Annotated in this window: 15 protein-coding genes; 4 read left to right on the top strand and 11 right to left on the bottom strand. The window is 69.9% G+C overall.

What is annotated here, in order from left to right:
• Positions 1 to 92: 92 nt before the first annotated feature.
• From RB608_RS00355 to RB608_RS00330, 6 genes are read right to left on the bottom strand one after another with little or no spacing between them, the layout of a single operon-like run.
• A complete protein-coding gene (locus tag RB608_RS00355) occupies positions 93 to 419 on the bottom strand; it encodes a cupin domain-containing protein (RefSeq protein ID WP_308086241.1) in 327 nt (108 codons plus the stop codon).
• Positions 401 to 1,117, bottom strand: coding sequence for a respiratory nitrate reductase subunit gamma (gene narI / locus RB608_RS00350; RefSeq protein ID WP_308085786.1), 717 nt, complete (start codon positions 1,115 to 1,117; stop codon positions 401 to 403). The genes RB608_RS00355 and narI overlap by 19 nt, the downstream gene beginning before the upstream one ends.
• Before the next feature lies 1 nt (position 1,118).
• Positions 1,119 to 1,790 carry a nitrate reductase molybdenum cofactor assembly chaperone gene (gene narJ, locus RB608_RS00345; protein ID WP_308085785.1) on the bottom strand — a complete coding sequence of 224 codons (672 nt, stop codon included), beginning with the start codon at positions 1,788 to 1,790 and terminating at the stop codon, positions 1,119 to 1,121.
• Positions 1,787 to 3,442 carry a nitrate reductase subunit beta gene (narH, locus tag RB608_RS00340; protein ID WP_308085784.1) on the bottom strand — a complete coding sequence of 552 codons (1,656 nt, stop codon included), beginning with the start codon at positions 3,440 to 3,442 and terminating at the stop codon, positions 1,787 to 1,789. Before narH ends, narJ begins: the two co-directional genes overlap by 4 nt.
• 1 nt (position 3,443) lies before the next feature.
• Entirely contained in the window at positions 3,444 to 7,121 is a 3,678-nt protein-coding gene (locus RB608_RS00335; protein ID WP_308085783.1) for a nitrate reductase subunit alpha, read from the bottom strand.
• Positions 7,118 to 8,368, bottom strand: coding sequence for an MFS transporter (locus RB608_RS00330; RefSeq protein ID WP_308085782.1), 1,251 nt, complete (start codon positions 8,366 to 8,368; stop codon positions 7,118 to 7,120). The genes RB608_RS00335 and RB608_RS00330 overlap by 4 nt, the downstream gene beginning before the upstream one ends.
• A gap of 178 nt (positions 8,369 to 8,546) precedes the next feature.
• Here RB608_RS00330 and RB608_RS00325 point away from each other — a divergent pair, with 178 nt between their 5' ends.
• From RB608_RS00325 to RB608_RS00315, 3 genes are all read left to right on the top strand, one after another.
• Positions 8,547 to 10,040: a hypothetical protein gene (locus RB608_RS00325; protein WP_308085781.1), complete on the top strand. Its 1,494-nt coding sequence runs from the start codon at positions 8,547 to 8,549 to the stop codon at positions 10,038 to 10,040.
• Between the two features lie 410 nt (positions 10,041 to 10,450).
• A complete protein-coding gene (locus RB608_RS00320) occupies positions 10,451 to 11,095 on the top strand; it encodes a hypothetical protein (protein WP_308085780.1) in 645 nt (214 codons plus the stop codon).
• A gap of 466 nt (positions 11,096 to 11,561) precedes the next feature.
• Positions 11,562 to 12,275: a DUF4352 domain-containing protein gene (locus RB608_RS00315; protein ID WP_308085779.1), complete on the top strand. Its 714-nt coding sequence runs from the start codon at positions 11,562 to 11,564 to the stop codon at positions 12,273 to 12,275.
• A 316-nt stretch (positions 12,276 to 12,591) separates the two neighbouring features.
• On the opposite strand, the gene RB608_RS00310 is transcribed toward RB608_RS00315, so the two are convergent.
• The 5 genes from RB608_RS00310 to RB608_RS00290 all read right to left on the bottom strand — a co-directional run bounded on the left by RB608_RS00310 (position 12,592) and on the right by RB608_RS00290 (position 17,435).
• Positions 12,592 to 13,140 (bottom strand): N-acetyltransferase, encoded by a 549-nt coding sequence (locus tag RB608_RS00310; RefSeq protein WP_308085778.1) that lies wholly within the window; start codon positions 13,138 to 13,140, stop codon positions 12,592 to 12,594.
• Positions 13,141 to 13,444: 304 nt separating this feature from the next.
• On the bottom strand, positions 13,445 to 15,076 hold the full coding sequence (gene groL, locus RB608_RS00305; protein WP_308085777.1) for a chaperonin GroEL: 1,632 nt from the start codon (positions 15,074 to 15,076) through the stop codon (positions 13,445 to 13,447).
• A 114-nt stretch (positions 15,077 to 15,190) separates the two neighbouring features.
• Positions 15,191 to 16,048 (bottom strand): hypothetical protein, encoded by an 858-nt coding sequence (locus RB608_RS00300; RefSeq protein WP_308085776.1) that lies wholly within the window; start codon positions 16,046 to 16,048, stop codon positions 15,191 to 15,193.
• A gap of 9 nt (positions 16,049 to 16,057) precedes the next feature.
• Entirely contained in the window at positions 16,058 to 16,897 is an 840-nt protein-coding gene (locus RB608_RS00295; protein WP_308085775.1) for an SGNH/GDSL hydrolase family protein, read from the bottom strand.
• Between the two features lie 58 nt (positions 16,898 to 16,955).
• On the bottom strand, positions 16,956 to 17,435 hold the full coding sequence (locus RB608_RS00290; RefSeq protein ID WP_308085774.1) for an OsmC family protein: 480 nt from the start codon (positions 17,433 to 17,435) through the stop codon (positions 16,956 to 16,958).
• A gap of 71 nt (positions 17,436 to 17,506) precedes the next feature.
• Between RB608_RS00290 and RB608_RS00285 the strand changes: the two genes are divergently transcribed.
• The gene (locus tag RB608_RS00285) at positions 17,507 to 19,114 is read left to right on the top strand and encodes an AMP-binding protein (protein ID WP_308085773.1); all 1,608 of its coding nucleotides are present in this window, start codon (positions 17,507 to 17,509) and stop codon (positions 19,112 to 19,114) included.
• Positions 19,115 to 19,121 lie beyond the last annotated feature (7 nt).

Raw genomic sequence — 19,121 nt, 5'->3', positions numbered from 1 at the left:
TGGTCGACGGCGCGTATGTCATCGTCGCGGACGTCGCCGGGAGCGAGTCGTGGAGCGCCCGTTCCCGGTCAGGGTCGCGCCCCGGGCCCTGCTCAGTTCGCGACCGTCAGCAGCACCGCGGCATCCGTGAGCGCCTCCAGGTCGTGACGCTGCGGCGGGATCACGAGATGGTCACCCGCCTCCCCGCGCCAGGTCTCGCCGCCGGCGTGCAGGGCGACCTCGCCCTCCAGCACCTGGAGCGTGGCCTCGTCCGGCGCGTCGTGCTCGCCGAGCCGCTCGCCCGCCTTGAGGGCGATCAGGGTCTGGCGCAGCCGGTGCTCCCGGCCGCCGTACACGGTGACGGCCGCACGGCCGCTGCTCGCCGCGCGGGCCGCGTCGACCTGCTCCCGGACCAGGGCGATCAGACTCGTGGACTCCATGGCGTGCTCCTCCCGGGCCGCGCGTCGCGACTGCGATAGACGATATAGGGACGGGTGAGGTACCCGATCGGGGCGCTGAAGACGTGCACCAGGCGCGTGAAGGGCCACAGCGCGAACAGGCCGAAGGCGACCAGCGCGTGCAGCCGGAAGCCGAGCGGCGCGTCGGCCATCAGCGAGGCGTCCGGGGTGAAGGCGAGGAACGAGCGGTACCAGACCGAGACTCCCTCGCGGTAGTTGTACTCCCCGCCGAGGGTGAAGATCGAGCCCGCGATCGTGTTCCACATCCCCAGCGCGATGGCCGCACCGAGGAAGGCGTACATCACCTTGTCCATCGGCGTCGTGGCCGAGAAGACCGGCCCGACGGTACGCCGGCGGTAGATCAGGATGACCATGCCGACCAGTGCCATCGCGCCGGCCACGAGGCCGCCGACCACCGCGACGACGTGGTAGACGTGGTCGTCGATCCCGATCGCGTCGGTCCAGCTCCGCGGCACCAGCAGGCCGATCACGTGGCCGCCGACGACCCCGAGCATGCCGAAGTGGAAGAGCGGCGAGCCCAACCGGAGCAGCCGGTTCTCGTAGAGCTGGGAGGAGCGCGTGGTCCAGCCGAACTTGTCGTAGCGGTAGCGCCACACGTGCCCGATCACGAAGGTCGCCAGGCACAGGTAGGGCACGATCACCCACCAGAAGACGTCCACGTCAGCTCCTCACCGTGAGGGTGGCAGGCGCGATGAGCGCCGGCCCCGCGCCGTACCCCTCGAGGCCGACGTCCTCGGCCGGCGGCCCCTGCTCGACCAGCCGGCGGACGGCGTCCGCCTCGTCGCCGCGCAGCTCGGGCAGGGTCGCGCAGACCGCACGCAGCGCGCCGGCCCAGGGCGATCCGCTGGTGCCGTCGTCGTTGCGCCACCCGCTCAGCGCCAGCCGCAGCATCTCGACGCCGGCGCGGTGGTCGGCGAGCAGCCGGCCGCCGCCGGCCCGGTCCACGCTCGCCCCGAACTGCAGTACGGCGCACAGGTGGTCGGGCAGCTCGCCGGTCGACTCGTCCCACGCGACGCCGGCGGCACGGTAGGTCTCCTTGAACCGCACCAGCGCCTGGCCGCGGCGCCGGGTGTCGCCGTACGCGAAGTAGGTCAGGTAGAGAGCACACTTGCGGGTGTGGTCGAAGGTCGCGACGTACTCGGCTTGGAGATCGACCAGCGGGGTCGTCCGCAGGTGGCCGAGAAGGCCCGCCAGATGGGGGTTCTCGGCCACGAGGCCCTCGATGTCGTCGAGCGCGGCGAGCAGGTCGGCGGTCGGGTAGTCGAGGAGGGCGGAGCACGCCGCCCACACCGGCCGGACGTCGTCCGTGGTGCGGCTCCGGCGCCGCCTCACGACCGCTCCTTCTCGGGACGCGGCGGGAACAGCCCGTCGGGGACGCCCTTGCCGTCCCAGCTGAGCAGGTTCACCCGCCGGCCCTTGTCCTCGGGCGCGGCGAGGGTGTCGCTGGTCTGCCGCTCCTGGAGCATCCGGAAGTTCTCGACCGCGACCGGCGTGGGATAGCCGGAGCCCTCGCCGAACAGGTCGTTCTGGCCGCCGCCGTACTCACTGACCGGGCAGTCGGTGGCGAGCTCCTCCAAGGCGTGCGCCTGCTCGGCGTGGGCGGTCGGGATGACGTAGCGCTCGTCGTACTTGGCGATGGCGAGCAGCCGGAACATCTCGTAGAGCTGCTCCCCCGTCATCCCCACGGACGCGGGGATCGTGTCGTCGACATCGCGGCCCAGGTTGAGGTCGCGCATGTACGAGCGCATCGCGGCGAGCTTGTGCAGCACCCGGTCGACGGGGGCTGTGTCGCCGGCGGTGAACAGGTTGGCGAGGTACTCGACGGGGATGCGCAAGGTGTCGATCGCGGCGAACAGGTTGCCCCGGTCCTCGGCGTCCTCACCGGTGTCCTTGACCGCGTCGACCACCGGCGACAGCGGCGGGATGTACCAGACCATCGGCATGGTGCGGTACTCCGGGTGCAGCGGCAGCGCGACCTCGTACTCGTTGATCAGGCGCCACACCGGCGAACGCTCGGCGGCCTCGATCCAGTCGGCGGGGATGCCGGCCTCGGCCGCGGCGGCGCGCACGGCCGGGTCGTGCGGGTCGAGGAAGCACGAACGCTGGGCGTCGTACAGCGCGTGCTCGTCCTCGATGCTCGCCGCCTCCAGCACCTTGTCGGCGTCGTAGAGGACCAGGCCGAGATAGCGCAGCCGGCCCACGCAGGTCTCCGAGCAGACGGTCGGGATGCCGACCTCGACGCGCGGGTAGCAGAACGTGCACTTCTCGGCCTTGCCGGTCTTGTGGTTGAAGTAGACCTTCTTGTAGGGACACCCCGACACGCACATCCGCCAGCCCCGGCAGCGGTCCTGGTCGACGAGCACGATGCCGTCCTCGGCCCGCTTGTAGATCGCGCCCGACGGGCACGACGCCGCGCAGGAGGGATTGAGGCAGTGCTCGCAGATGCGCGGCAGGTAGAACATGAAGGTCTGCTCGAACTCGAGCTTCACCTTGTCCTCGATGCCGCGCAGCATGACGTCGCGGGCCGCGTGCTCCTGGGAGCCACCTAGGTCGTCGTCCCAGTTGGCCGACCACTCGACGTTCATGTCCGCACCGGTGAGCAGGCTCTTGGGCCGGGCCACCGGGAAGGTGTCGGTCTGCGGCGAGCTCAGCAGGGTGTCGTAGTCGTAGGTCCAGGGCTCGTAGTAGTCCTCGATCGAGGGCAGCTTGGGGTTGGAGAAGATCGTCAGCAGCTTCTTGATCCGCCCGCCGCTGCGCAGCGCGAGGCGGCCGTTGGGCTTGCGGACCCAACCGCCCTGCCACTCGTCCTGGTCCTCGTAGCTGCGCGGATAGCCCAGCCCGGGGCGGGTCTCCACGTTGTTGAACCAGACGTACTCGGTGCCGGTGCGGTTGGTCCATGCCTGCTTGCAGGTGACCGAGCAGGTGTGGCAGCCGATGCACTTGTCGAGGTTCATCACCATCGCCATCTGGGCCATGACTCTCATGTCAGTACTCGACCTCCGTCCGGCGCTTGCGGATCATCGTGACCTCGTCGCGGTTGTTGCCGATCGGGCCGATGTAGTTGAAGAAGTACGCCAGCTGGGCGTAGCCGCCGACGATGTGGTTGGGCTTCATCAGGATCCGGGTGAGGCTGTTGTGGATGCCGCCGCGCTTGCGGTCGCGCTCGGTCAGCGGTACGTCGATCAGCCGGTCCTGCGCGTGGTGCATGTAGACCGTGCCCTCGGGCATCCGGTGGCTGACGATCGCGCGGGCGGCGACGACGCCGTTGCGGTTGACCATCTCGATCCAGTCGTTGTCGCGGATGCCGACCTTGGCCGCGTCGCGGTCGGAGATCCACACCGACTGTCCGCCGCGCGAGAGCGAGAGCATGAACAGGTTGTCCTGGTACTCGCTGTGGATCGACCACTTGTTGTGCGGGGTCAGGTAGCGGACCGAGACGCCGAGCTCGTTCTGCTCCCCGATCGGGGTCTCGCCGAAGAGCGCCGTCATGTTGAGCGGTGGTCGGTAGACCGGCAGCATCTCGCCCATCCCGAGGAACCAGTCGTGGTCGACGTAGAACTGCTGGCGGCCGGTGAGCGTGTGGAAGGGCTTGTGCCGCTCGATGTTGATGGTGAACGGGCTGTAGCGGCGCCCGCCCGACTCCGAGCCCGACCACTCCGGCGAGGTGATCACCGGCACCGGCGCCGCCTGGGTGTCGCGGAAGGTGATCTGCTTGCCCTCGTGCTCGGCGGCGAGGTCGGCGAGCTGCGTCCCGGTGCGCTTCTCGAGCGTGCGGAAGCCCTGGGTGGCGAGGTGCCCGTTGGAGACGCCGGCGAGGTGCAGGATCGAGTCGGCCATCTGCACGTCCGTCTCGACCTTCGGCTGCCCGGCGCCCGCACCGGTGTCGGCGGTGCCGTGCCGTTGACGGAGCAGATCGACCTCGCGTCGTACGTCGTAGAGCACGCCCTTGGTGGTCATGCCGACCTTCTCGAGCAGCGGCCCGATCGTCGTCAACTTGTCGTAGACGGCGGTGTAGTCGCGCTCGGCGACGGCGATCACCGGCATCGTCTTGCCGGGGACCGGCTCGCACTCGCCGGTCCGCCAGTCCTGGACGATGCCGTGCTCGGCCGCCATCGCCTCGGGGGTGTCGTGCCACAGCGGCTTGGCGATGACGTCGCGCCGGGTGCCGAGGTGGTCGACGGCGAGCTCGGAGAACCGCTTCGCGATCACCTTCCAGGTGTCCCAGTCGGACTTCGTCTGCCACGGCGGGGCGATCGCCGGGTTGAACGAGTGGACGAACGGGTGCATGTCGGTGGTCGACAGGTCGTGCTTCTCGTACCAGGTCGCGGCGGGCAGGACGACGTCGCTGAGGATCGTGCTGCTCGTCATCCGGAAGTCGAGCGTGGTGAGCAGGTCGAGCCGGCCCTCGGCCGCCTGGTCGGCCCACACGACATCACGGGGGCGCTGCTCGGGCGGCGCCTCCTTGGCCGTCGCGGCGCTGTCGGTGCCGAGCAGGTGGCGCAGGAAGTACTCGTTGCCCTTGGCCGAGGAGCCGAGCAGGTTGGAGCGCCACAGCGACAGGATCCGCGGGTGGTTGTCCTCGTGCTCGGGGTCCTCGACGGCGAAGCGCAGCCGGCCCTCCTTCAGCTCCCGGGCGACGTACGCCGGTGCCTCCATGCCCGCCGCCTCCGCGTCGTCGGCGAGCACGAGTGAGCTGCGGTCGAAGGTCGGGTAGCTCGGACTCCAGCCCAGCCGCACCGACTGGGCCAGCAGGTCCATCACCGTCTTGCCGGCGAAAACGCCGGTGCCGGCGTCGAGGTCGTCGGCGCTGAACGTGTCGTAGCGGTACTGGCTGGTGTTCACGTACCAGTACGCCGTCTGGTTCATGTGCCGTGGAGGGCGGTGCCAGTCGAGCGCGAAGGCGAGGTGCTGGAAGCCCATGATGGGGCGCACCTTCTCCTGGCCGACGTAGTGCGCCCAACCGCCGCCGTTGCGGCCCTGGCAACCGGTGATCGTCGTCAGCACCAGCATCGCGCGGTAGATCTGGTCGGAGTGGAACCAGTGGTTGACCCCGGCACCCATCAGGATCATCCCGCGGCCCTCGGTGTCGATCGCATTCTGCGCCCACTCGCGCGCCAGCCGGCGCACCTGGGCCGCGGGGACGCCGGTGTGCTGCTCCTGCCAGGCCGGGGTGGCGACGCCGTCGGGGTCGTCCGTTCCTTGCGGCCAAGCGCCGGGGAGGTCGTCGCGGGCCACGCCGTACTGGGCGAGCATCAGGTCGAGCACCGTGGTGACGATCCGGTCGCCCACCCGGCGGACGGGGACACCGCGGCGGTGGTGGCGGACCTTGCCGTCGGGGGCGTCGAAGCGCGGCAGCTCGACCTCGACGGCACCCTCGCGGACGTCGTACAGGGTGAGCGCGGGGTCGAGGTCGCCGAGCTCGAGGTTCCAGCGGCCCAGGCCCTCGTCGCCGAAGCGGTGGCCGATCGCGCCCTGCGGGATCCGGATCTCGCCACTCGCCGCGTCGAGGACGGCCGGCTTCCACATCGCGTTCTCGGTGCCGCCCTCGGGGTGGTCGGTGTCGCCGGCGACGAGGAACTTGCCGGGTCGGTAGGCACCGTCGCCCGTCGGCTCGAGGCAGATCAGGTGCGGCAGGTCGGTGTAGCGCTTGTTGTAGTCGGTGAAGAAGGGCACCTGCTGGTCGACGAAGTACTCCTTGAGCACGACATGGCCCATCGCCATCGCGAGGGCACCGTCGGTGCCGGGTGCGGGACTGACCCACTCGTCGGCGAACTTCACGTTCTCGGCGTAGTCGGGCGCGACGGCGAGCACCTTCTGCCCGCGATAGCGCGCCTCGGTCATCCAGTGCGCGTCGGGCGTGCGGGTCAGCGGGACGTTGGAGCCCCACATGATGAGGTAGCCCGCGTCCCACCAGTCCCCCGACTCCGGTACGTCGGTCTGGTCGCCGAACATCTGCGGCGAGGCATTGGGCAGGTCGGCGTACCAATCGTAGAAGGAGAGCATCGGCGCGCCGATCAGCTCGAGGAAGCGGGCGCCGGAGGTGTAAGAGACCGGCGACATGGCGGGGATGGGCGAGAAGCCCGCGATCCGGTCGGGACCCCAGCGCTTGACGGTGTAGACGTGCGCGGCGGCCACGATCTCGGCCGCCTCCTCCCACGTCGCGCGGACCAGGCCGCCCTTGCCGCGGGCCTTCTTGTACGCCCGCGCCTTCTCGGGATCCTGGACGATCGAGCCCCAGGCGACCACGGGGTCGCCGTACTGCCGCTTCGCCTCGCGGAACAGCTCCAGCAGCACGCCGCGGATGTACGGATAGCGGACCCGCGTGGGGCTGTAGGTGTACCAGGAGAACGCCGCGCCGCGCGGGCAGCCGCGGGGCTCGTACTCCGGCCGGTCGGGGCCGGCGCTCGGGTAGTCGGTCTGCTGCGCCTCCCAGGTGATGATCCCGTCCTTGACGTAGACCTTCCACGAGCAGGAGCCGGTGCAGTTGACGCCGTGGGTGCTGCGCACGACCTTGTCGTGGCTCCACCGGTCGCGGTAGAAGACGTCGCCCTCCCGGCCGCCCTTCTTGAAGAGCGCACGCGCGTCGTCACTCACCTCGGCCTTGGTGAAGAAGCGCCGCGATCCGATCGCGGCCTGCTGCAGGCGGGACTCGAGGTCGGTCATGCGGGCTCCGATCCCGGGGCACTGACGGTGCGGTTGACGACGGTGTAGGTCAGCACGAGCGTGGCCGCGGCGGTGATCGCGAGCAGCCACAGGCCGATGGCGTAGGAGTCGGTGTGGCCGTAGACGTAGCCCATGATCAGCGGCGGCACGAAGCCGCCCAGCCCGCCCGCCGCGCCGACCAGGCCGGTCACGCCACCGACCCGGCTCGGCTCGGTGACCTGGGCGACGAGCGCGAAGGTCGCGCCGCTGCCCATGCCCAGCGCGGCCGCCATCGCCAGGAAGGCGACCGTGCCTCCGGCGTGCAGCGGCGGCGTCCCTGCCGCGACGGCCGCGCAGACGGTGACGACGGCGAAGCCCACGCCGAGCACCGAGATCGCGCCGATCCGGTCGGCCAGCCAGCCGCCGACGGGTCGCATCACCACGGCGATCACCACGAAGCCCGCCATCCGGTTGGACGCGTCGGCCGCGGTCAGGCCGTGAGCGGTCTTGAGGTACGCCGGGAGGTAGACCGAGAAGGCGACGTACCCACCGAAGGCGACGGCATAGAGGATGCACGCCTGCCAGGTGATCGGCAGCCGCGCGGTGGCCGCCAGGCGTTGTCCGAGCGGGGTCGTCGGGACGATCCGGCCGGGGGCGTCGCGCAGCACCAGCCAGGCGAGTACGCCGTAAGCCGCGAGTGCGGCGGCGGTGATCAAGAACGGGGCGCGCTCCCCCAGGCCGTCGTACAGCTTGACGGTGGTGAGCGCGCTGATCGCCGTACCACCCATGCCGGCACCGAAGATGCCGACCGCCAGACCGCGCTTCTCGGGCGGGAACCAGGCATTGACGAACGGCACGCCCACGGCGAAGGCGGTGCCTCCGATGCCGAGGAAGAACCCTCCGACCAGCAGCAGGGCGTAGGAGTCGAGCGCGAAGAAGGCGACGAAGAGGATCGGCACCACCGTCGCGAACGACACCAGCGGGAACATCACGCGTCCGCCGAAGCGGTCGGTCAGCGCCCCCACCACGATCCGGCCCAGCGAGCCCACCACGACCGGCACCGCGACGAGCAGAGAGACGTCGGACTCGCTGAGCTCGCCCAGCATGCCCGTGTCGCGGAACAGCGGTCCCAGCGGGCTGAGCAGGGCCCATGCCCAGAAGTTCACGACGAAACCGAGGGTGGCCACCGCGAGCATCAGCCAGGCGGTCCCGGAGGACGTCGTCTGTCGGTCCTCGCTCGTCGTATCGATCGATCCAGCCACGGACATCCCTCCGCTCCGGGCCACGCTGCCCGCAGTTTGGTGGTCGTTCCTCGGACTCACCATGCCGCAGGATGGTCCTCGGCGCCAGGGACGAAGGTCCCCCGGAGCGCCGACCTCATGCCGTTTCCACAGGGGCCGGCCGACGGTTCGGGTTCGTGTCGGGGGTGGATGCTGTGCTGTCTCCATGCATCGGGACCTCGGGGATCTGTCAGCGGCGGAGCTGCTGGCTGCTGCCGAGTCCAACCTCGCCACGCGGCGTCAGGCCGAGGTCGACCAGCTGCTCCTGGTGCTGGCGTGGTGCGACCGCAACGCGGACGATCCGCAGACCCAGCCCGGCGCCGTGCCGGCGGCGAGGGGTGGCGACCGGCTGGTCCGCCTCGGCGGCGACGGCACGCCCGAGGTCGCCGAGCTGAGCGTCGCCGAGCTCGCGATCGCCCTCCAGGCCGGGCAGGTCAGCACCCGTCACCTCGCCGCCGCAGCGCTCGACCTGCGCCACCGACTGCCGCGGGCGTGGGGGCGCGTGCTCGACCTGGCGATGCCCGCCTGGCTGGCCCGCAAGGTCGCGGCGATGACCCGCGAGCTCGACCGCGACGCGGTGCGGCTCGTCGATGCGGCCGTCGCGGCCGCTGGCAGCCAGCCCCCCGGCCGGATCCTGCGGATCGCCGAGGCCAAGGTGATCGAGGCCGACCAGGCCGCCCACCAGGCCCGGATCGAGGCCGACGCCAAGAAGACCGGCTGCTGGCTCTCCCGGCCCCGGCCCGGCGACATCCTCGATCCGTGCGCCGTGGGCGGTGGTGAGGCCGCCACCCGGCGGATCTCCGCGAAGCTCCCCGCCGGTGCCGCCGTCGAGCTGGACGCCGTCATCGACGACCTCGCCGACGCGCTGGAAGCCCACCAGGAGCGTGCGGACGACGAGCAGCCCGCGACCCGCGCGCAGCTCCGGGCCGAAGCACTGGCGCTGCTGGCCGATCCGCACGCCGCAGCCGCCTTCCTCGACGGCCTTCGTGAGCCCGCCCCGGCCCCGGCCGACGAGGCGCCTCCCTCGCCGCCGAGGAAGCCCGCCCGGAACCGCAAGGCCGTCATCCACGTTCACCTGTCCGCCCTGGCCCTGACCGGCCTCGTCCCCGGTGTTGCTCGGGTCGAGGGCCTGGGCCCGTTCCTGCTCCAGCAGCTCGCCGACCTCCTCAGCCGCCGTGACATCACTCTCCAGCCCGTCCTCGACCTCGCCGGCGTCACCAGCGTCAACGCCTACGAGCACCCCACCGTCGTCCGGGAGCGCGCCATCCAGCGCATGTGCGGCGACGTCTTCCCCCACTCCACCAATGGAGCGGGGGTTGGCGACCGGTTCGACCTGGACCACGCCACGCCGTACGTCCCCACCACCCGCGACGGCCCACCCGGCCAGACCGGCGACCACAACGCCGCACCCCTCACCCGACAACACCATCGGATCAAGACCCACGGCCACCTCCCCTCCGGAGGCGGCGGCTACCAGGTGCGCCAACTGGCCCTCACGGCGTACCGATGGGTGACTCCGCACGGCCTGGGTCGCGTGGTCACCCCTCGCGGCACCACCTGTGTCGAGTTGATCCGGGACCGGGACGGCACCGTCGTCGGTGAGTGCTACCCGCAGCCGCCGGGGATCGAGATCAACCTCGATCTCTACACCACAGCGTGACGTCGTCTCCCCTCGGCACCACGCAGGCAACGACGCCTGGCTGTTTGAGCGCGGTGCGTCAACGGGCTCCAGAATGACGCGCCTCGCCGGCGGGCGGACCTCGACCTTTGTGAGGCCGAGGGGAACTTTGCGCTATCCCAGGACCTAACTTTGATAACAACCTGGCCGGAGCCCCGTCCGCAGCCCCCGACAGGAAAGCGCAATGTTGAGATGCGTGATGCGTGACTCGGAGGCGACTGATGCGGAGGTTGATGCTGCTCCCGAACGGAACTTCCGCGGGACGTCGCCCATGCCGACTCTCGATTCATCTCGAACCTGGACCTGCCTCGGCAGCCGCCGCAGACTGGACAAGAACAGCCAATGTTCGCAAATCCTCGGCGTCGACGGCAGGGATGAGCGATCGTTGGTTCATGGCCGCACGCAAGGGCAAGACGTCGACACCGAAGGTCCGACGGCCCGACGGCGAGATTCGCGATGCCCTGCAGCGCGTCGTGCGTCACCTTGAAGGCGCAGCTAGCCGCTTCGATTCGGGCGACCGCGACGAAGCGATCACTATGGCTGTGCTGTTGCGAAGCTTGCTCCACTACGGGTCGAGCCCGCCCCTTCTTCATCATCTTGGCATGCTCAAGAAGCTTGAATTCATGGACACCGGTCCTGAGCAAGAAGAAGTCGGCAGAATCGTCGCCGGCGGCCTGGTCTTGTGGGAAACCACCGGGGCTTCTGATGGAACGTCGACCGGTCGCGTGCGCGCGAAGCTGGACCTGACATCACCCCGGCGTCGCGCCTACACCCCATGGTGGAAGAGCGATCTCGTAGTACTCGACAGTCTAGGCAGGTGGCACACCCGGCGCTTCCTCGTCACAGAGATGGCAAATACCGATGGCGCACACTTCGATCCCTTTGTGCGGGAGGACTACTACCACCTCACGTCAGACAACGGCGGGTGGAGCACCATAGGGCTAGATGGAGAAGCCGCCGCTCTATCCGGGGATCTCGCATCTGCCAGCATCCGCCAGATTGCCTGGGAGGTCCTTCAAACCGTGCCTTCCTCCTGACTCCGCAGCGAAGCCCTCCTCATCAACCGGCAGTCCATCCGTCACCGACTGTCGCCTCCCATGCGGCTTACCTGGCTTCCGCAGGTTTCTCTGGGGGTCAGTAGCTCATGGAGGGCAGGCTGCGAAAGGCGCCGCGCCATGTCAAGGTGCGGGCGAACGCCATGCGCTGCGCATCTAGCCACCAAGCTTCTGCCCGAGGGCAACCCGTGGCCCCTCGACGCATTGGGTCGCGGCGTGCAGCCGCTCCGCGAATGCGCGCCGGCTCCGAACCGGTCGATCGGAGATGGCATCTTCCGAGAATGGCACGGACTCGCGAACCTCGGGCCGCATAGGAAATGGTCGAGATCCTCGACCGAACACGCCAGTCGGTTGGGTCAAACCTCCCTCAAAACCTGAACGCACCCCGAGAACCTCCCATAATCTGGCTCGCGGCTAAGCAGATGCCGCCGATTTGAGGAGTGTCACAGTGACTGAACAGTTCCCGCCACCTCCCCCGCAGCAGCCGATTCCGCCGCAGGGAGGGCAGCCGTACTACGCTCAACCCCCAAAGAAGTCAAACACCCTACGCAACGTCCTGATCGGCGTGACCGCCTTCTTCATTCTTATGTGCGGCGGCTGCTTCGCCATCGTCGGCATTGGGGCCAACGAGGTTGCCAAGGAGGTCGACGACGCAGCGAGCGAGGCGTCGAAGAACCTCAACGCGGACGCGGAGGACAACCCCAAGCACGATTCTGCTGTCGACGAAGAGCCCAAGGAACAGCAGAAGACGGCCACCGTCGGCACCAAGGGAAACCCGGCTCCTCGGGGCAAGGCGGTCGAGAACAAGAGCGCCCGCTACCAGATCGATAATGTCGAGTTGAAAGACTCTCTCAACCAGTTCACGGACCCTCCGGCAGGCAAATACGTTGTCATCACCATCACCGTCCAGAACGTCAAGGACGAATCCATCCAGGTCAGCAGCGAGGACTTCATGCTCGAGGTCGACGGCTATGAGGTCGATACTTCGGATCAGGCCTACGTCCTGGACAACGCCTTCACCTACGAGGACCTGAGCCCGGGCCTCAAGAAGACGGGCGTCATCGTGTTCGACGTCCAGCCCAAGGCTGCCGGCAAGGGCATCCTCAAGGCCCAGGCCATGCTCAGCATGGACGAGGCGATCTACCTCAACGTCGCCCAATAGGTAGTACGTCCCTTCAGAGCCCCATCCAACTGTGAGGCCCTCGACCCTGTCGAAGGCGAGGGCCTCACCTTTCCAGCGTTCGTGTGTGAGCGCGACCTCCGGACAGCCGGATGGAACGGGCGGGACTGCTGCACGAGCATCCGGACCTACGCTCAGCGCCGTGCCACCCCGCTGCACCTCTCCTTGCATCCGGCGACTCCACAGGCATCGTGCTCCCGATCGACATCTACGCCGCGATCCGCTGGCGTCGCTGACAGGAAGCCACACGGCCCCCGCCCGAGGACGGGGGCCGTGCGGTCGTGACGCGAGCCGGCTCTCAGACTCCGAAGGCGGGCGCGTACCGGATCTGACCGTCGGGCACCGGCCGCGACGGGTCGAGGGCGAGCGCCATCAGGTTCTCGTCCGGCACCTCGAAGGTCGCCGTGATGCCGAACCGCGACGCCCGGTCGAAGCCGAACCGCGGGTAGTACTCGGCGTGCCCGAGGACGACGACCAGGTTCTCGCCGTTCCTGCGCGCCGCGTCGAGGCCGGCTCGGATCGCCGCCGCCCCGGCACCTTGGGACTGGTGCTCGGGGGGCACCGCGCAGGGACCGAGCGCGAGGGCGGGGGAACCGCCCACGTGGCACCGAGTCAGCAGCGAGTACCCGACGACGGTCCCGTCGGCGGCCGCGGAGACGACGGACAGGTCCGGCAGCCAGGCTTCCGGATCGGCGCGCAGGGCGTCGACGAGGTCGGCCTCGAGACTCGTCGGGAACGCGGCCAGCAGTACCTCGCGGATGCCCGCTTGGTCGGTACCGGCTTGTTCCGGACGGGTCGTCCAGGTGGCAGCCGTGCTGGGGCGGTTCGAATCAGATGTTGATGACAACGGGTTACTCCCTTGAAGCAAGGGGTCTCGTCCGACAGCGAGATCGCCCGCCGCGTGGAAGCAGCGTCAACGAAGAGGTCCGAGTCGGACGGAGACCGGTGAAGATGGGTCGATTTCAGGCGCGCCGACAGCGGCGCACTGCGCTTCGGGCATCAACCCACACTCCCTTCCCTCTCGATCCGATCACGGAGCGCACCATGTTACTCAGGCGCAGCGCTCGGGGCGACGGAAAAACCACACGACCCCCGCCCGGAGGCGGGGGTCGTGCAGTGGTTCTGCGGGAGCCGGGCTCCTGATCAGTCGATCAGAAGTCCATGCCGCCCATGCCGCCGGTCGGGTCGCCACCCATGGGGGCGGCCTTCTCCGGCTTGTCGGCCACGACGGCCTCGGTGGTGAGGAACAGCGCGGCGATCGACGCGGCGTTCTGCAGGGCCGAGCGGGTGACCTTGGCCGGGTCGATGATGCCCTCGGCCAGCAGGTCGACGTACTCGCCGGTCGCGGCGTTGAGGCCCTGGCCGGCGGGAAGGTTCGCGACCTTCTCCGCGACGACGCCGCCCTCGAGGCCCGCGTTGATCGCGATCTGCTTGAGCGGAGCGGTCAGCGCGACCTTGACGATGTTGGCACCGGTGGCCTCGTCGCCCTCGAGCTCGAGCTTGTCGAACGCGTTGGCACCGGCCTGGACCAGAGCGACACCACCACCGGGGAGGATGCCCTCCTCGACGGCCGCCTTCGCGTTGCGGACGGCGTCCTCGATGCGGTGCTTGCGCTCCTTGAGCTCGACCTCGGTGGCCGCGCCGACCTTGATGACGGCCACGCCGCCGGCCAGCTTGGCGAGGCGCTCCTGGAGCTTCTCGCGGTCGTAGTCGGAGTCGCTGCTCTCGATCTCGGCGCGGATCTGGTTGACCCGGCCCTCGATCTGGGCCTGATCGCCGGCACCCTCGACGATGGTGGTCTCGTCCTTGGTGATGACGACCTTGCGGGCCTGGCCGAGCAGCTCGACACCGGCGGTCTCCAGCTTGAGGCCGACCTCCTCGGAGATGACCTGGCCGCCGGTGAGGATCGCGATGTCCTGCAGCATGGCCTTGCGGCGGTCGCCGAAGCCCGGCGCCTTGACGGCGACGGACTTGAAGGTGCCGCGGATCTTGTTGACGACCAGGGTCGACAGCGCCTCGCCGTCGACGTCCTCGGCGATGATGACGAGCGGCTTGCCCGACTGCATGACCTTCTCGAGCAGCGGCAGCAGGTCCTTGACGTTGCTGACCTTGCTGTTGGCGATGAGCACGTAGGCGTCCTCGAGGACGGTCTCCATGCGCTCGGGGTCGGTCACGAAGTAGGCCGAGATGTAGCCCTTGTCGAACCGCATGCCCTCGGTGAGCTCGAGGTCGATGCCGAAGGTGTTCGACTCCTCGACCGTGATCACGCCCTCCTTGCCGACCTTGTCCATCGCCTCGGCGATGGCGTCACCGACGGTGGCGTCGCCACCGGCGGAGATGGTGGCGGTGGCGGCGATCTGCTCGCGCGTCTCGACGTCCTTGGCCATGCCGAGGAGCTGCTCGGAGACGGCCGTCACGGCCGCCTCGATGCCGCGCTTGAGGCCCATCGGGTTGGCGCCGGCGGCCACGTTGCGCAGGCCCTCCTTGACGAGGGCCTGGGCGAGGACGGTCGCGGTCGTCGTGCCGTCACCGGCGACGTCGTCCGTCTTCTTCGCGACCTCCTTGACCAGCTCGGCGCCGATCTTCTCGTAGGGGTCCTCGAGCTCGATCTCCTTGGCGATGGAGACACCGTCGTTGGTGATCGTGGGGGCGCCCCACTTCTTCTCCAGCACGACGTTGCGGCCCTTGGGGCCCAGGGTGACCTTGACGGCGTCCGCGAGCGTGTTCATGCCACGCTCGAGGCCGCGGCGGGCCTCCTCGTTGAAAGCAATCAGCTTCGACATAACTCCTGCGATTCCTTCGCGATGTCCGTTGTCACTCTCAAGGCGAGAGTGCCAGCATCATGTTTAGCACTCGACCATGGCGAGTGCAAGGAGAAAGCCCGGTTCGAGACGAGTTCAGCACCGGTCCAGGCGGCCCGCGACCAGCGCCGCGAACCGCGTGGCGTTGCCCGGATCGACGTCGAGGTAGAGCCCGGGCTCGATCAGCTCGATCTCGCTGACGACCCACCGACCCTCCCAAGACATCAGGTCGACCCGTGCGTAGGCCAGGTTCGCTCCCCGCATCGCGGCGACCGCCCGGACCGCGTCGGCGGCCGCCCCCGCCCGCTCCGGATCGAGCGCGACCGGCGCGCTGCGGCCGCCGTAGAGCTCATGGACCCGCACCTCGCCGGTGGCCGCGACCTTGTCGACCTGGGCGAGCGCGACGCCGTCGAAGACGTAGACCGACGACTCGCCCGTGGTCCGCACGGACTCCACCAGCGGCTGCGCTATCCACGGCCCGGCGACCAGTCCCTCGAGGCGCGGGTCGTCGACACGCTCGGCCACGACGACCCCGACGCCGCCGGCCCCGGTCCGCGGCTTGACGATCACACTCCCCCACCGCGCGAGCGCCGCCGTCAGGCCGTCGGCCAGCGCCGTGTCGTCGAGGAGCATCGTCGGCACCGTCGGTACGACGTCGGCGAGCTCGACGAGGTAGGCCTTGTCGGCGTTCCAGGTGAACACCGCGGCTCCGTTGAGCAGCAGGGTCTCCGCATCGACCCGCCGCGCCCAGTCGAGGAAGGCGGGCAGCCGGCGATGGTAGTCCCAGGTGGAGCGCACGGCGACCAGGTCGGCGGCCGCCCAGTCGACCGCCGGGTCGTCCCAGCGCACCCAGCGTGCGTCGATCCCGTGGGTGGCCAGCGCCTCCGGCAGGGTGGCGCCCTCGGGCTCGCCGCCGGGCATGAGGTCGAAGGTCGCGAGCAGGACGGTCGTCATGCGTCGAGGCTAGGCGTGGGGCGCCCGATGGCCGAAGGGCACCCGCTCGGCGTGCCCGAGCGCCAGCAGGACCGAGGGGAGCAGTGCCTTGGCCGTGCGCTTGTAGCCCAGCGCGCTGGGATGGAAGCGGTCCAGGCTGAACATCTCGTCGGGGTTGGTGATGAAGAAGGGGCCGACCACGTGGGCCAGCGACACGGCGTGCGCCCCGTTGCGTACCGCGACCTCCGCCTGCGCCTGCGCGAGCTGGCGCGACATCCGCGACCCCAGGGAGCGCAGCGGCTGCGGGACCGGCCGCAGGGCGCCGAGGTCCGGGCAGGTGCCGACCACGACCTCGGTCCCGTGCCCGCGGAGCCGGACCACCGCCTCCTCGAGCTGGGCGGCGGACGTCGCGACAGGCACCCGGTGGGTCACGTCGTTGCCGCCGACCACGATCACGGCGACGTCGGCGCGGTAGTCGCCCGGCAGCGTGTCCAGCTGGCCGGCCAGCGCGGAGCTCTCCGAGCCCACCACGGCGGCCGTGCGCAGCGCGACCGGCCGGTGCAGCGCACCGGCCAGCCCCCGCGCGACCCGCGCGCCGAGGGTGTCCTTGGCCCGCTCGGCCCCGAGCCCGGCCGCTATCGAGTCGCCGAGGACGAGGAGATGGAGCGGCGCGCCGTCGTACGACTTGCGCTTCCAGACCTTGTCCGCCGGGATCGCGTCCTCGCCGAGGGGCTTGCCGATCCGGGCCCGGGCGATGGCCGCCTGGCGGCGCAGCAGCTCACGCCCGCCGCCGGTCGTCACGCCGATGCCGGCGAGGGCGACTCCGGCGGCGACGAGGACGGTGCGGGTACGGCGCGGCGGGCTGGTCATGGCTGCTTTGAACCAGACCGTCCTGAACGGCTCATGGCGCGCCGGTGGCGCCCGGGTGTCAGCCCGCGACGAGGCCGGCGACGAGGGTGGTGGGCTCGTGCCCGACCGGGAAGCTCACCGACGCCGCGATGAAGCAGTTGCGACTCGCCTCGCCGTGGATCTCGCGGGCGACCTCGACCATCCCCGCCTCGGCGACGCTCACCCGCGGCCGCAGGGTGACGGAGGTGAACCGGCCACCCTGCCCGATCTGCGCCATGGTGCCGACCGGGCTGTCGTCGTAGGCCGTGACGACGACGCCGTGGTTGACGGCCGAGTGCAGGTAGGACAGCAGGTGGCACTGCGCGAGGGCGGCGAGGAGCAGCTCCTCGGGGTTCCACCGCGTGGCGTCGCCGCGGAACATGGGGTCGGCCGAGCCGAGCAGCTCGGGCTTGCCGGCGGCGCTCAGCAGGACGCTGCGGTCGTAGTCGCGGTAGCCGCTGGTGCCGGTGCCGCGGTTGCCCTGCCAGACCAGGTCGAGGGCGTAGTGGTGGTCGCTCACCCCACCATCATGCCGAAACGGACCGGCCCGAACCCTGGCGAGAACCTGTTCTAGTTTGGCACTCTTCTCCTGTGACCTCGACCACACCCGCCGCCACGCCCGACGCGACCGCCGCTCGCCCGCTCAACCTCGCCGACGTCCTCGAGGCGATGGCCGACACGGTGCCCGACCGGGCCGCGGTCCACACCGGCGACCGGATCTGGACCTTCGCCGAGATCGACGAGCGCTCCACCCGACTGGCCAACCACCTCGTCGGACTCGGCGTGCGGCCGGGCGAGCATGTCGCGGTGCACTCCACGAACCGGATCGAGTGGGTCGACGCTCTCTACGGCTGCCTCAAGGCGCGGGCCGTCCCGATCAACATCAACTACAAGTACCTCCGCGACGAGCTGGCCTACCTCTACGACAACGCCGACTGCGTCGCGGCCATCGTGGCTCCGGAGTACGTCGACGCGGTGGCCGAGCTCGACACGCCGACCCTGCGGCACACCATCGTCCTCGGCGACCAGTACGACGCCGCGCTGGCCGCCGCGTCGCCGGAGCGCCGGATCACGGGCCGTAGCGCCGACGACCACTACGTCCTCTACACCGGTGGCACGACCGGCTCGCCGAAGGGCGTCGTGTGGCGCAACGAGGACCTGATCCGGGCCGCGCTCAACGCCGCCCGCTACGGCGCGCCCCTGGACTCCGTCGAGCAGTTGGCCGAGGAGGCGGTCGCCGTCGAGAACCCGATGGTGCTGCTGGCCTGCGGCCCGATGATGCACGGCGGCAGCCAGTGGATCCTGGGCAACGGCCACGTCGCCGGCCAGACGATCGCCCTCTTCACCGAGCCGCACTTCGACCCGGCCAAGATCCTGGACCTGGTCGAGAAGGCCAGAGTCGTCTCGATGACCTTCCTCGGCGACGCGATGGGGCGCCCGGTCGCCGAGGCGATCCTGGCCGAGCCGGACCGCTGGGACCTGTCCAGCCTCGCCGCGGTCTCCAACGGCGCCGCGCCCCTGTCCGACGGGGTGCGCGAGGAGATCCGCCAGGCACTGCCGGGCCGCTTCATCCTCGACTCCTACGGCGCCTCGGAGTCCGGCGCGACCGGCTCCCGGATCGACGACGGCACCGACGGCGGCCAGAGCGCGCCACGGTTCACCGTCACCGACCAGGTCGAGGTCTTCGACCCCGACCTCAAGCCGTGCCCCGTCGGCGTCGACGGCATGCTCGGCCGATCGGGCCCGGTGCCGCTCGGCTACTACAAGGACCCGGTCAAGACGGCCGCGACCTTCCGCGAGATCGACGGTGTTCGCTGGGCGATCCCGGGCGACTTCGCGCGCCGTGAGGAGGACGGCTCGGTCACCGTCCTGGGGCGTGGCTCGGTCTGCATCAACACCGGCGGCGAGAAGGTGCACCCCGAGGAGGTCGAGGCGGTGCTGCTGCGCCACGACGACGTCTTCGACGCGGTCGTCGTCGGCACCCCCCACGAGCGCTGGGGTCAGCAGGTCACCGCTCTCGTGCAGCGCCGCGACGGCACGGCCCTCACCGAGGACGGGGTGCGGGAGCACTGCCGGGCGCTCATCTCCAACTACAAGGTGCCCAAGACGGTGCTGTTCGTCGACGAGGTGCCGCGGACCCCGGTCAGCAAGGTCGACTACCCGGCCAGCGCGGCGCTCGCGGCGCAGCTCCTCGGCTGACGTCGAA

This window comes from Nocardioides sp. LHD-245 (assembly GCF_030929495.1).
Classification (GTDB): domain Bacteria; phylum Actinomycetota; class Actinomycetes; order Propionibacteriales; family Nocardioidaceae; genus Nocardioides.
This window is presented reverse-complemented; position numbering and strand designations above follow the sequence as displayed.

Coding starts and splice junctions, on each gene's coding strand:
- RB608_RS00330 (WP_308085782.1), bottom strand. CDS start 8,368: ATGTCCGTGGCTGGATCGATCGATACGACGAGCGAGGACCGACAGACG.
- RB608_RS00300 (WP_308085776.1), bottom strand. CDS start 16,048: ATGACGACCGTCCTGCTCGCGACCTTCGACCTCATGCCCGGCGGCGAG.
- groL (WP_308085777.1), bottom strand. CDS start 15,076: ATGTCGAAGCTGATTGCTTTCAACGAGGAGGCCCGCCGCGGCCTCGAG.
- narH (WP_308085784.1), bottom strand. CDS start 3,442: ATGAGAGTCATGGCCCAGATGGCGATGGTGATGAACCTCGACAAGTGC.
- RB608_RS00295 (WP_308085775.1), bottom strand. CDS start 16,897: ATGACCAGCCCGCCGCGCCGTACCCGCACCGTCCTCGTCGCCGCCGGA.
- RB608_RS00355 (WP_308086241.1), bottom strand. CDS start 419: ATGGAGTCCACGAGTCTGATCGCCCTGGTCCGGGAGCAGGTCGACGCG.
- RB608_RS00320 (WP_308085780.1), top strand. CDS start 10,451: ATGGCCGCACGCAAGGGCAAGACGTCGACACCGAAGGTCCGACGGCCC.
- RB608_RS00325 (WP_308085781.1), top strand. CDS start 8,547: ATGCATCGGGACCTCGGGGATCTGTCAGCGGCGGAGCTGCTGGCTGCT.
- RB608_RS00335 (WP_308085783.1), bottom strand. CDS start 7,121: ATGACCGACCTCGAGTCCCGCCTGCAGCAGGCCGCGATCGGATCGCGG.